At 28.6% G+C, this 13,378-nt stretch carries 13 protein-coding genes and 1 other annotated feature; all 13 genes read left to right on the top strand.

Annotated features, from left to right (window positions below; all coding sequences use genetic code 11):
- Window positions 1-14: 14 nt before the first annotated feature.
- The 13 genes from KGF42_RS07280 (at window position 15) to rlmB (ending at window position 13,377) form a co-directional block, all read left to right on the top strand.
- Window positions 15-488 (top strand): hypothetical protein, encoded by a 474-nt coding sequence (locus KGF42_RS07280; protein WP_054273037.1) that lies wholly within the window; start codon window positions 15-17, stop codon window positions 486-488.
- A 167-nt stretch (window positions 489-655) separates the two neighbouring features.
- Complete coding sequence (locus KGF42_RS07285) at window positions 656-1,306, top strand: class II aldolase/adducin family protein (RefSeq protein WP_107595733.1); 651 nt, start codon at window positions 656-658, stop codon at window positions 1,304-1,306.
- Between the two features lie 177 nt (window positions 1,307-1,483).
- Window positions 1,484-2,416: a lipoate--protein ligase family protein gene (locus tag KGF42_RS07290; RefSeq protein ID WP_227826050.1), complete on the top strand. Its 933-nt coding sequence runs from the start codon at window positions 1,484-1,486 to the stop codon at window positions 2,414-2,416.
- 275 nt (window positions 2,417-2,691) lie between these two features.
- Window positions 2,692-3,405 carry a 2-C-methyl-D-erythritol 4-phosphate cytidylyltransferase gene (gene ispD, locus KGF42_RS07295; protein WP_054273040.1) on the top strand — a complete coding sequence of 238 codons (714 nt, stop codon included), beginning with the start codon at window positions 2,692-2,694 and terminating at the stop codon, window positions 3,403-3,405.
- Window positions 3,402-3,887, top strand: coding sequence for a 2-C-methyl-D-erythritol 2,4-cyclodiphosphate synthase (ispF, locus tag KGF42_RS07300; protein WP_227822317.1), 486 nt, complete (start codon window positions 3,402-3,404; stop codon window positions 3,885-3,887). Before ispD ends, ispF begins: the two co-directional genes overlap by 4 nt.
- 94 nt (window positions 3,888-3,981) lie before the next feature.
- Window positions 3,982-4,190, top strand: a binding site (T-box leader).
- Window positions 4,191-4,253: 63 nt separating this feature from the next.
- Complete coding sequence (locus tag KGF42_RS07305) at window positions 4,254-5,969, top strand: proline--tRNA ligase (protein WP_227826051.1); 1,716 nt, start codon at window positions 4,254-4,256, stop codon at window positions 5,967-5,969.
- Window positions 5,970-6,090: 121 nt separating this feature from the next.
- Window positions 6,091-7,536 (top strand): proline--tRNA ligase, encoded by a 1,446-nt coding sequence (gene proS, locus KGF42_RS07310; protein ID WP_227822315.1) that lies wholly within the window; start codon window positions 6,091-6,093, stop codon window positions 7,534-7,536.
- 438 nt (window positions 7,537-7,974) lie between these two features.
- On the top strand, window positions 7,975-9,456 hold the full coding sequence (gene gltX / locus KGF42_RS07315) for a glutamate--tRNA ligase (RefSeq protein ID WP_227822314.1): 1,482 nt from the start codon (window positions 7,975-7,977) through the stop codon (window positions 9,454-9,456).
- A 220-nt stretch (window positions 9,457-9,676) separates the two neighbouring features.
- Window positions 9,677-9,832 (top strand): hypothetical protein, encoded by a 156-nt coding sequence (locus tag KGF42_RS07320; RefSeq protein WP_021382499.1) that lies wholly within the window; start codon window positions 9,677-9,679, stop codon window positions 9,830-9,832.
- Between the two features lie 135 nt (window positions 9,833-9,967).
- Window positions 9,968-11,365 carry a cysteine--tRNA ligase gene (gene cysS, locus KGF42_RS07325; protein ID WP_227822313.1) on the top strand — a complete coding sequence of 466 codons (1,398 nt, stop codon included), beginning with the start codon at window positions 9,968-9,970 and terminating at the stop codon, window positions 11,363-11,365.
- 2 nt (window positions 11,366-11,367) lie between these two features.
- Window positions 11,368-11,763, top strand: coding sequence for a Mini-ribonuclease 3 (locus tag KGF42_RS07330; RefSeq protein WP_022615139.1), 396 nt, complete (start codon window positions 11,368-11,370; stop codon window positions 11,761-11,763).
- Between the two features lie 105 nt (window positions 11,764-11,868).
- Entirely contained in the window at window positions 11,869-12,627 is a 759-nt protein-coding gene (thyX, locus tag KGF42_RS07335) for an FAD-dependent thymidylate synthase (RefSeq protein WP_227822312.1), read from the top strand.
- 12 nt (window positions 12,628-12,639) lie between these two features.
- Window positions 12,640-13,377, top strand: coding sequence for a 23S rRNA (guanosine(2251)-2'-O)-methyltransferase RlmB (rlmB, locus tag KGF42_RS07340; RefSeq protein ID WP_054273050.1), 738 nt, complete (start codon window positions 12,640-12,642; stop codon window positions 13,375-13,377).
- The last annotated feature ends 1 nt before the right edge of the window (window position 13,378 follow it).

The raw sequence follows: 13,378 nt of genomic DNA on the forward strand, positions 1-13,378 counted from the left end.
GGAGTGTATGAATTATGGAAAAGTATAAATATGATTCTAAAAGGTACTTACTTAGTGTTACAATACCAGGATTTTTTATGATTTTAATATTGATTTATGCACTGTTTAATAATTATATAAATTTCAGTGTGAATATATATAGTTTGTTAATAATTGTTTGTACTTATGGTATATTCAATACTTTTATATCATCAAGTACTCCTAAAGAAATTATTATTGATAGCAAATGTATACATTTTATCTCATTTATGACTACACATAAGTATGAAATTAAAGATATAGAAAAGATAAGAATAAGAGAATTTTATAATAAAAAAATTTATCTAAAAATTAATGATGGAAGCCTTTTTAAAGGTAGATATTGGATAAGAACAAATATGTTTAATAATAGTATAGAATTATATGATTATTTTGTTGAGTTAGAAGAGTACTTATATCCAGAATCATTAAAGTTTAGAAATAAAGCACTCAAGAATAAGAGGGTATAAAAAATTAAAAATGAAAATAGACGTAATCTCTATTAATAAGGAGTAAATTTAAGTTTTATATTAAATTTTTGGAATTTTCAATTAAAATTGAAACAAAATATCTAAGTGATTAAAACACAATTAGGATGTATAAGGCTATATCTATAATGAATGGGAGGATTTAACTAATGTTATTAGAAAAATTAAGAAAAGAAGTATTACAGGCATCTTTAGACCTTTTAAATTATAATTTAGTGACATTAACAGGAGGAAATGTAAGCGGAAGAGATGAAGAAACTGGATATATAGCAATTACCCCAAGTGGAATGGATTATAGAAATCTTATACCAAGTGATATTGTTATAGTGGATGCAGATGGAAATACTATAGATGGGAAATGGAAAGCATCAGTAGATTTACCAGACCACTTGTATATATATAAGCATAGAAAAGACATAAATAGTATAATTCATACACATTCTACATACTCAAGTTGTTTTGCTATTTTAAATGAACCTATAGCATGTGCAAGTACAACTCTTGCAAATGAAGTAGGAGGTTCAGTACCAGTTGCAAAATTTTCACCACCAACATCCAACAAGATGGGAAAATGTGTTATTGAAGCAATTGGTGACAAAAGAGCATGTCTTTTAGCAAATCATGGCGTAATTGCAGTTGGTCCATCTGTAGGTCATGCTCTTACATCAGCTGTAATGTTAGAAGATTCAGCTAAAGTATATTACTTAGCAAAATCAATTGGTACACCAGTGTTATTACCAGATGAAGAAATTCAAAGAGCTAGAGATGTATTTTTTAATGTATATGGTCAGGATAAATAAACTAGATAAAATTTTAAAAGTAATGTGAAAATATAGATATTCAGTGATATTAAGAGAGTTTATAATGATATAATAAGTTTAATAGCTAAGAAATAAAATATGAAATCTAATAGTATATAAATTTATTTGAGTCTAAAATAAGCAATAAGATAAAATAAAAAAGGAGTCTACATTTCTATGTATTACTTATTAAACAAAAGCACAAATCCTTACTTTAATTTAGCCTTAGAAGAATATCTATTTTTGAATGATAAATATAATGATGATATTATAATTATATGGAGAAATGAGGAATCTATTTTTATGGGTAAGAATCAAAATCCATATCAAGAAGTATATCATGATATTATTGAAAAGGGAGAAATTCCTATTTTAAGAAGAATATCTGGAGGAGGTACTGTTTATCATGATTTAGGTAATATTAATATGTCATTCATACAAAAAGATAGACAGCTTCATGAGATAGATTTTCTGGAGCATACTAAGTTTATGCAAAATATGCTCTTAACCTTAGGGCTAGATGTGTCTATAACTGAAAGAAAAGATTTATTTTTAAATGGGAAAAAAATTTCAGGCTCTGCACAGTCTATAAAAAGAAAAAATTCTCTTTATCATGGAACTCTTCTTTACGATTCAGACTTAAATAAGCTGACTAAATATCTAAATTCAAATAAATCAACTGAATCGAATGCAACTAAATCTGTTTCAAGTAAAGTGACAAATATTAATTTTTTGCTTGAAAAAGATATAAATTACTTTTTAGATTATTGTGTTGAATATTTAAAATCCAATATAAAAAATATAAAAGAACTTGAATTAGATGAAGAAGATGTTAAAAGCGTATACAATCTAGAAGAAGACAAATATAAAAAGATAGAGTGGACATATGGTAAAACACCTAAATTTCAAGTAGTACTACCATTTCATGATGAGAGTAAAATCAATATACATGTTAACAAATGGAAGATATCAAAATTTTTTATTTCTTATGAGGATAACATAATTAATATGGATAAGTTGTTAGAAGTGAATTTCTCTAAAGAAGAAATAAAAAATAGTATTTTAAAAAATTATCCACATTACATAAATTTAATTAATTTAATATTTTAATATAAAACCTCTAATTTGATAAAATTATCTTATATCAAACTGGAGGTTTTTAATATTTTTGCATATTAATAAACCATTACAAAGTTGTAAAATTAAAAACAAGACTATTGAAAAATCAATATATATTGTAATAAATATACAAGTTTTTCATTAGCAAATAGACATTAACTATTTATACAACTGAAAATTTAATATATAATTAATCATATGGTTAAAATAAAAAATATTAAAAGTTTTAATAAATGATGGTTAAAAATAAAATACGAGGTGATACCATGTATAGTGTTATAATTGTTGCGGCGGGAAGCGGAAGGAGAATGAACTTAGATATAAACAAACAGTTCATAAAATTAAGAGAAAAAGAAATTATTGCTCATACAATTCAAGTTTTTTATGAAAATATAAATATAGATGAAATAGTGGTATGTATAAAAAAAGAAGAAGAAGATTTTTTTAAAGAAAATATAATAAATAAGTATAACTTTAAGAATATAAAAATCGCATATGGAGGAAAAGAAAGACAAGATTCTATATATAATGGCTTAAAAAAATTAGATAAAAATTGTGATATAGTACTTATTCATGATGGAGCAAGACCATTTGTAGACCATAGAATAATTAACGAATCTATAAAGGTGGCTAAAGAAAAAAAGGCTGTAGTTGTAGGTGTTCCAGTAAGTGATACTATAAAAATAGTGTCAGATGGTACGGTACAAGAAACTCCAGAAAGAAGTTTGTTGTGGGCAGCGCAAACCCCTCAAACTTTTGAATATAATCTCATAATAGATGCTTATGAACAAGCATATAAGAACAATTATTATGGTACTGATGACTCAATGTTGGTGGAAAATATAGGTCAAAATGTTACTATGGTAATGGGCTCTTATGAAAACATAAAAATAACTAGTCCAGAAGATTTAAATATAGCAGAACAAATATTAAATATGGAAAAAAGAGATGAAGTTAACAGTAGAAGGAGAATTATATGAGAATAGGATTAGGATATGATGTACACAAATTAACAGAAGATAGAAAACTTATAATAGGTGGAGTAGATATACCATATGATAAAGGTTTATTAGGCCACTCTGATGCTGATGTATTGATACATGCAATAATGGATTCTATTTTAGGAGCTTTAGCTTTAGGAGATATAGGGAAGCATTTCCCAGATACAGATGAAGAATATAAGGGAGCAGATAGTATGAAATTATTAGAACATGTATATAATCTAATAACAAGCAAAGGATATAAAATTGGGAATATAGATAGTACTATAATTGCTCAAAGTCCTAAGATGGCTCCGTATATTGAGATTATGAGAAATAATATATCAAAAGTTTTAAATACAGATATTGAAAATATAAACATAAAGGCAACTACAGAAGAAGGTCTTGGTTTTACAGGAGCAAAACAGGGTATAGCTTCACAAAGTATTTGTTTATTATTGTTGACAAGTCAGAATAATTAATATATTATTAGTAATAAGTTTAATGGATATTGAGTAATAGGCCTATATGGAATATCTATAATGTGTGAATTTAAATGAAATTAATATAAATATAAGACTAGCTATGATAAAGAAATAGTAAAATGATGAAATCTTCACAGAGAGAAAACGGTGGTGAGAGTTTTCAAGAGGAAGTCTTTGAACCTGTCTTTTAGCTTAAAGGTATAAAAATCTTTACGGTAGGAACCGTTATATTCCCAAAAGAGAGCTATTTATATAGCTAACTAGAGTGGTACCGCGGAAATCAAACCTTTCGTCTCTATACTTGTATAGAGATGAGAGGTTTTTTATATTTTCAGGAAGTTAATATTCAGGAGGAATCTATTAATGAAAATGTCAAAGATGTTTATGCCGACATTAAAAGAAATCCCAGCAGATGCTGAGATTACAAGCCATCAATTAATGGTTAGGTCAGGAATGATTAAAAAAATGACTTCAGGGATTTATAACCAATTGCCAATAGGGCTAAGAGTGTTCAAAAAAATTGAACAAATAATTAGAGAAGAATTAAATAAAAAAGATTGTCAAGAAATACTTTGTGCAGCTTTACTTCCTTCTGAATTATGGAAAGAGTCTGGAAGGTGGACTGCTATGGGTGAAGAAATGTTTAGACTAAAAGATAGAACAGAAAGAGAGTACTGTCTTGGACCAACACATGAAGAAGCCTTCACTGATATAATAAGACAAGAAATTACTTCATATAAACAATTGCCATTGAATTTGTATCAAATACAAGTAAAATATAGGGATGAAAGAAGACCAAGATTTGGTGTTATGAGAACTAAGACTTTTACAATGAAGGATGCCTACAGTTTTGATGTAGATGATAAAGGTCTAGATAAATCATATCAAGATATGTTTGATGCATATGTAAGCATATTTGATAGATGTGGATTAGAGAATAGCCCTGTACAGGCAGATTCAGGAGCTATAGGAGGTTCTACTTCAGCTGAATTTATGGTTAAGTCAGAAGTTGGTGAAGATGAAGTTGTATTTTGTAGTGGATGTGATTATGCAGCAAATGTAGAGAGAGCAGAATCTTGTAATGTAGTATCAGAAAAAGAAGATATGAAGGAATTGGAAGAAGCTCATACACCAGGAGCATGCACAATAAAAGAGTTAGTAGAGTTTTTAAAGACTTCTCCAGATAAGTTTGCTAAGACTTTAGTATATGAGGCAGATGGAAAAACAGTTGTAGTTGTTGTAAGAGGAGATAGAGAAGTTAATGAAGTTAAAGTATCTAATGCTATAGGTTCTGTTGTAGAATTTGCTCTTGCTACAGATGATGTAGTGAGAAAAGTAACTAATGCAGAAGTAGGATTTGCAGGCCCAATAGGTATAAATGCTGATTATGTATTTATAGATAAAGAAATTGTTGAACAAAGAAATATTGTTGTTGGGGCTAATAAAACTGAGTATCATATAAAGAATGCCAACTATGGAAGAGATTTTGAAGGAATAGTTGGAGATTTTAGAAATGTTCAAGAAGGTGACAAGTGCATAGTATGTGGGAATCCTCTTGAAATAGCTAGAGGTGTTGAAGTAGGACATATATTTAAACTAGGAACTAAATACTCAGAATCTATGAATGCAAACTTCATAGATAAAGATGGAAAATCAAAACCTATAGTAATGGGATGTTATGGAATAGGTGTTGAAAGAGCAGCAGCAGCTATAATTGAACAACATAATGATGAGAAAGGTATAATATGGCCTTTGTCAGTAGCTCCATACCATGTTGTGATAGTTCCAGCAAATATGAAAAATGAGGAACAAATATCAATAGCTGAAAAGATATATAATGATTTACAAGCTATGGGTGTAGAAGTTTTATTAGATGACAGAGATGAAAGAATAGGTGTTAAATTCAATGATTCAGAATTAATAGGAATACCTATGAGAATTACAGTAGGTAAAAATATTAATGAAGGTAAAGTAGAATTTAAATTTAGACATAAAGAAGATAAAGAAATAATTGACATAGAAGAAATAAATGCAAAAGTAAAGGCAGAGTTTATCAGAAATAATGTTAGATTAGGATAGTAACTTAAAGAAGGCTATTATATAGATAATCAGAGTTGTACTTTATAAACACCATTTTATCTATATAAAAAGATAAAATGGTGTTTTTTTATAAAATATAATAAATGAGGAGGTAATTGAAATGGCAAAAAATGAAAAACAATTTGTTGAAGAAATAACAAAAATGGAAGATGATTTCCCTCAATGGTATACAGATGTAATAACTAAGACTGACTTAGTTGATTATGCACCAGTAAAAGGATTTATGGTTGTAAAGCCATATGGATATGCTTTATGGGAAAAAATGCAAGACTTTATGGATAAAAAATTTAAAGAAACTGGACATAAAAACTGTTATTTCCCACTATTAATACCAGAAAGTTTATTAAACAAAGAAGCAGAGCACGTTGAAGGTTTTGCTCCAGAAGTTGCATGGGTAACACATGGAGGAAATAAAAAATTAGAAGAAAGATTGTGTGTAAGACCTACTTCAGAGACTATAATATGTACAATGTATGCGAAATGGTTAAAATCATATAGAGAATTACCATATCTTTATAATCAATGGTGCTCAGTTGTTAGATGGGAAAAATCAACTAGACCTTTCTTAAGAACATCAGAGTTTTTATGGCAAGAAGGTCATACATTACATGAAACAGCAGAAGAAGCACAAGAAGAAACAATACAACAATTAGAAGTATATAAAGCATTATGTGAAGAATTACTTGCAATGCCAGTTGTAGCTGGTCAAAAAAGTGAAAGTGAGAAGTTTGCAGGTGGTGAAAGAACATATACTATAGAAGCTATGATGCATGATGGTAAAGCATTACAATCAGGTACAAGTCACTTCTTAGGTCAACACTTTACAAAAGCTTTTGATATTACTTTTGCTGATAGAGAAGGAAATTTAGCTAATCCATATCATACATCTTGGGGTGCATCTACAAGACTTATAGGTGGACTTATAATGACTCATAGTGATAACAGAGGTCTAGTATTACCACCAAGAGTAGCTCCAATTCAAGTTGTTATAGTTCCTATAGCTGCTAAAAAAGGAAATGTAATGGAGACTGTTGATAAGATATATGCTGATTTAAAAGCTAAGGGAGTAGCTGTAGAAGTTGATGATAGAGATAATTATACAACTGGATGGAAATTTAATGAGTGGGAGATGAAAGGTGTTCCAGTAAGAATTGAAATTGGACCAAAAGATATAGAAAACAATCAAGCTATGATATTCAGAAGAGATACTTTAGAAAAGACTCCTATGCCTTTAGAAGGATTAGCTGATGCTGTATGTGATTTATTTGATGTTATACACAATGATATGTTTGAAAAAGCAAGAAAACATAGAGAAGACAATACATCTGTAGTTGAAAATATGGATGAGTTTAGAAAAGCTTTAGAAGAAAAACCAGGATTCATCAAGACTATGTGGTGTGGAGATGCAGAATGTGAAGCTAAGATTAAGGAAGAAACAGGAGCAACTATAAGATGCTTACCTTTTGAACAAGAAAACTTAGGTCATAAGTGTGTGTACTGTGGAAAAGAAGCAGATAGTATGGTTGTAATGGCAAAAGCTTACTAAAATAAGACATTTAAATAAAAACTGGGATAGAAAGTATTTAACACTTTATCCCAGTTTTTATTTTTATGAGCAAAAAAATCGTATTTGCAGATGTCTTATAAAATAACTTATAGATGCTTATATAAAAAGAATATAGTAGAGAACTATTTTTAATAATTATATATAATGAAAGAAAAATATATTTGTTATATAGATATACAATAAAGTAAATAATAAATATAAATGAATAGTAATAAAGAGTACTTTTAATTTTTAGAAAATAAATGGATTAAAAGAAAGATTTATGAAATTAAAACTAGGATTTTCTGATATAATAAACATGTGTATTTTTAAATAAAAAGGATATTATTATTAGATTTGATTAAAAATAAACTTGCAAAACAATGTACTAGTTTAATATTATAGTTATATTGAATAAAATATCAGGAGGAAGTAAAAATGAATGTAAGAGTAAGGTTTGCACCAAGTCCAACGGGATTTGTACATATAGGTAGTTTAAGAACTGCTTTATACAACTATTTATTTGCAAAAAAAATGGGCGGAGAATATATATTAAGAGTAGAAGATACAGACCAAAGTAGATTAGTAGAAGGTGCTATAGAGAATATGCTTAATGCTATGAAATGGGCTGGTGTCAATCATGATGAAGGTGTTATATTAGATGATAGTCGAAAAGTAGTGCAAAAAGGAGAATATGGTCCATATATTCAATCACAGAGATTAGATATATACCAAGAATATATAAAGCAACTTTTAGACAGTGGAAAGGCTTATTACTGTTTCTGTACAAAAGAAAGACTAGACAAAGTAAGAGATGCTCAAAGAGCAGCAGGAGAAACAGCTAAATATGATGGTCATTGTAAGAATCTTTCTAAAGAAGAAGTAGAAGCAAATATAAAAGCAGGAATACCATATGTTATAAGATTAAGGTTGCCAGAGAATCATACAATTAAGTTTACAGATTTAGTTAGAGGAGATATGGAATTCAATACTAATGACTTAGATGACCAAGTATTAATGAAAACAGATGGATTTCCAACTTATCATTTTGCAGTAGTTGTTGATGACTATTTAATGAAAATCACACATGTTATAAGAGGAGAAGAGTGGGTATCATCTACTCCAAAACATGTTTATTTATACGAAGCTTTTGGATGGGAAGCACCTGTCTTTGTGCATTTACCAAATATACTTAATAAAGAAAAGAAAAAATTAAGTAAAAGACAAGGTGATGTAGCAGTTGAAGACTTCAAGAAAAAAGGATATTTACCAGAAGGTTTGGTAAACTATGTAGCATTAGTTGGTTGGTCTCCAGAAGATAATCAAGAGTTGTTTACAATGGAAGAATTAGAAAAAGCCTTCTCTGTAGAAAGAGTATCTAAAAGTGGTGGAGTATTCGATACTGAAAAGTTAAACTGGGTTAATCAGCACTATATAAAAGATGGTGATGATGCTTATCTAACAGATTTAGCAATACCATTTTTAATAGAAGATGGATTTATAACAGAAGAAGAAGTTACTAGTAAGTATGATTTTTTAAAGAGTATGATATCAGTGCTTAAAGAGAAATTACAATATGTAAAAGAAGTTACTGAACATGCATGTATATTTTTTGGAGATAAAATAGATGTAGAAACTGAAGAAGGAAGTGAGTTCTTAAAATTAGAACATATACCTACTTTAATAGATGCTTTGCAAGAAAAAATAGAAAAAGCAGATGTATTAGATGCTGAGTTTGTTCAAGCTATGCTTAAAGAAATACAAAAAGAGTACAAAATAAAAGGGAAAAATTTATTTATGGGTTCAAGAATAATTTTGACAGGGCAAATGCATGGTCCAGATTTACCAAAAGTAATGGAGGTTTTGGGAAAAGAAACTTGCTTAAATAGAATAGCTTATGTAAAAAATAATATATTATAGTCATAAAAGTCCGCTAATTTAGAAGCGGACTTTTTTTGTGTTAGTATTTGATGAAAATATCTGCTTAAGAAAATGAAGGTATTTAAGGTAATAAATTTAATATATAAAAAGCAAAGCAAAAATATAAATAAAATATGAATAATAAACTAATAAAATATTAAGCATAGAAAAAGGGAATCTATTATTTTAGTTTGATTTAATTATTAAGGGGGTAATTACTATGTATAGTAATATGGATGATGTTAAAAAGGAATTAAAGGAGCTATGCTTAGAATATGTTACAATTTTAGAAAAATTAAAAGATGAAAAAATGATTACAGAAGAAACTTTTGAAAAATGTTCTTCTCAAAAAAAGATATTTTTAGAAGAGCAATAGAGAATAGTATTATTATGTAGTTTGAAAGATAGTATGAAAAATGATAGTAATACTATTATTTATTGCAATTTTCAACTATAATATAATATATAATGTTAAGAAAATAATTTATAAAAATATAGTGAGGTGATGAGTGTGAAAGTTTATAATACATTGACTAGAACAAAAGAAGAATTTGTTCCATTAGAAGAAGGAAAGGTAAAAATGTATGTGTGTGGTCCAACAGTGTATAACTATATACATATAGGTAATGCAAGACCATTTATAATATTTGATACTCTAAGAAGGTATTTAGAGTATAGAGGATATGATGTAACTTATGTACAAAATTTTACAGATGTTGATGATAAGATTATAAATAGAAGCCACGAAGAAGGGATATCTCCAGAAGAAGTTGCTACTAAGTATATAAAAGAATATTTTGTAGATTGTGATGGATTAGGAATAAAAAGAGCTACTGTTCATCCTCAGGTTACAGATAACATACAACAGATTATAGATTTTATAAAAGAGTTAGAAGATAAGGGATATGCATATGCAGTAAATGGCGATGTATACTTTGATACAAATAAGTTTGAAGGGTATGGAAAGCTTTCAGGTCAAAAACAAGAAGATTTAGAAGCAGGAGCAAGAATTGAAGTTAATGACCAAAAAAGACATCCTATGGACTTTGTTCTTTGGAAAGCAAAAAAAGAAGGTGAGCCAGGATGGGATAGTCCTTGGGGAGAAGGAAGACCAGGATGGCATATAGAATGTTCTGTTATGTCTAAGAGATACTTAGGTGAAACAATTGACATACATGCAGGTGGTCAAGATTTAACATTCCCACACCATGAAAACGAAATAGCTCAAAGTGAAGCTAGAAGTGGAAAAATATTCTCAAAATATTGGATGCATAATGGATATATAAATATAAATGATGAAAAGATGAGTAAATCAAAAGGTAATTTCTTTACAGTAAGAGATATATCAAAACTATATGATTTAGAGATAGTAAGATTTTTCATGTTATCAGCACATTATAGAAATCCAGTAAACTTTAGTGATGAGATGTTAAATCAAGCTAAAGCTGGTCTTGAAAGGCTATATAATACTAAAGAAAAATTAGAATTTATACTAAGTAATTTAAAAGCCTCTTATTTAACAGAAAAAGAAGTAGAACTTGTTAAAGAATTAGATAACTTTAGACAAAAGTTTATAGATGCTATGGATGATGATGTTAATACAGCAGATGCAGTAAGTGTAATATTTGAATTAGCTAAGTTAATAAATTCTAATGTAGATGAAAACTCTTCTTTAGAGTTTGCTAAAAAATGTTTAGACGAATTTAATGAACTTACAGGAGTATTAAATATTGTAAATAAGAAAAAAGATACTGTATTAGATAAGGACATTGAAGAATTGATACAAAAAAGAACTGATGCAAAGAAAAATAAAGAATTCCAATTAGCAGATGATATAAGACAACAATTATTAGATATGGGAATTGTATTAGAAGACACAAGACAAGGTGTTAAGTGGAAAAGGATATAAAAATGGAAAAAACTGAATTAGTTACTATGTCACCACTAGTTTTAGCATACTTAGGTGATACAGTGTATGAAACATATATAAGAGAACATTTGATTAGACAAAATACACAAAAAAAAGTTAATGATTTGCATAAACTAGCTATAAAGTATGTAAAAGCTAAAGCTCAAGCAACCATAATTCATGAAATTGAAATTGAATTAACTGAGGAAGAGAGTAAAATTTATAAAAGGGGAAGAAATCAAAAATCAAATACTTCTCCTAAAAACGCAGATATTATAGACTATAAACATGCAACTGGGTTTGAGGCATTAGTTGGATATTTGTATTTAAATAATGAAATAGAGAGACTTCAATATATTATCAATAAAGGAATCAAAATTATTGAAAGAGATATGTAAATATTAAAGAGTGTTGTCTTAATAATAAGTAATAAGGCAACACTTTTTTTATAACTAATGTATAATAAATATATAGAAATTAGCATTGAGAAAGGATAAGAATTTATGAAAGTAAAATTAATATCACATACACCTGAACCAGAAAAAGTAATAGCTATGGCAGCTAAGCTATGTTATTCACCAGTTGGAACAGACGAAATAGAAAAAGACTTAACAGATGAAAGTATAGAGAAATTTTTAAATATGTTATTAAGTATAGGTCATGGGTCAATATTAGAACATGCTTCATTTACATTTTCAATAGAGGGTATTTCAAGAGCTTGTTCACATCAAATTGTTAGACATCGTATAGCTAGTTTTTCACAACAAAGTCAAAGATATGTTAAATTAGAACAATTTGAGTACATAATTCCTCCAGAAATAGAAAAAATAGAAAATGCAAAAGAGTTATTTATAAACTCAATGAAAAAAGACCAAGAGAATTATGATAAGTTAGTTGAGATATTGTTTGAAAATCATTATAATGACCTAATAAAAGATGGTAAAAATGAGAAAACAGCAAAAAGACAGGCTGAAAAGAAAGCAATAGAAGATGCTAGATATGTGTTTCCAAATGCATGTGAAACAAAGATGGTATTTACTATAAATGCTAGAAGTTTATTTAATTTCTTTGAACATAGATGCTGTGAAAGAGCACAATGGGAAATAAGAAATTTAGCTGTAGAGATGTTAAGAGAGGTTAAAAAGGTTGCTCCTATATTATTCAAAAAAACTGGTCCAAGCTGTGTAAATGGTAGTTGTCCAGAAGGAACTATGACTTGTGGAGATATAGTTCAAGTTAGAGAAAAATTTAAGGCCTTGTAGGAGGTGAATAGTTTGGCAAGTATAGAAGGAAGAAATCCGGTAATAGAGGCAATAAAAAGTGATAGAGAAATAGACAAAATATTAATTGCAAATTCAGCTAAAGAAGGGTCAATTAAAAAAATAATCGGAATGGCTAAAGAGAAGAACATAATTATCCAGTACGTTGATAAACATAAGCTAGATGAAGTAAGTACAAGTCATTCACATCAAGGTGTAATAGCCTATGCAAGTGAATATAAGTATTACGAATTAGACGAGTTAATAGATTTAGCAAAGAATAAAGATGAAGACCCATTTTTCATTATACTAGATGAAATAACAGATCCACATAATTTAGGTTCAATAATAAGGACAGCGGATGCAGTAGGGGCACATGGAGTTATTATTCCCAAAAGAAGGTCTGTACAAATAACTCCTGTAGTTGCTAAAGCATCTGCTGGAGCAGTGGAGTATATGCCAGTTTGCAAGGTAACTAATATAGTTAATACAATAAAAAGACTCAAGGATGAAGGGCTGTGGATTGCTGCTGCTGATATGGATGGAGAAACTTTTTATAAACAAAATCTTACTGGCCCTCTTGGTGTAGTAATTGGAAGTGAAGGTTTTGGAATATCTAGATTGGTTAAACAAAACTGTGACTTTATAGTAAAAATGCCAATGATAGGTAATGTTACATCTTTAAATGCATCTGTAGCAGGTGGTATACTTTTATATGAGATATTCAGACAAAGACTGGATAAAAGTAAATAAC

Origin of the sequence: Clostridioides sp. ZZV15-6383, from assembly GCF_020657735.1 — a bacterium.
In the GTDB taxonomy this organism is placed as follows: Bacteria; Bacillota; Clostridia; order Peptostreptococcales; family Peptostreptococcaceae; genus Clostridioides; species Clostridioides difficile_D.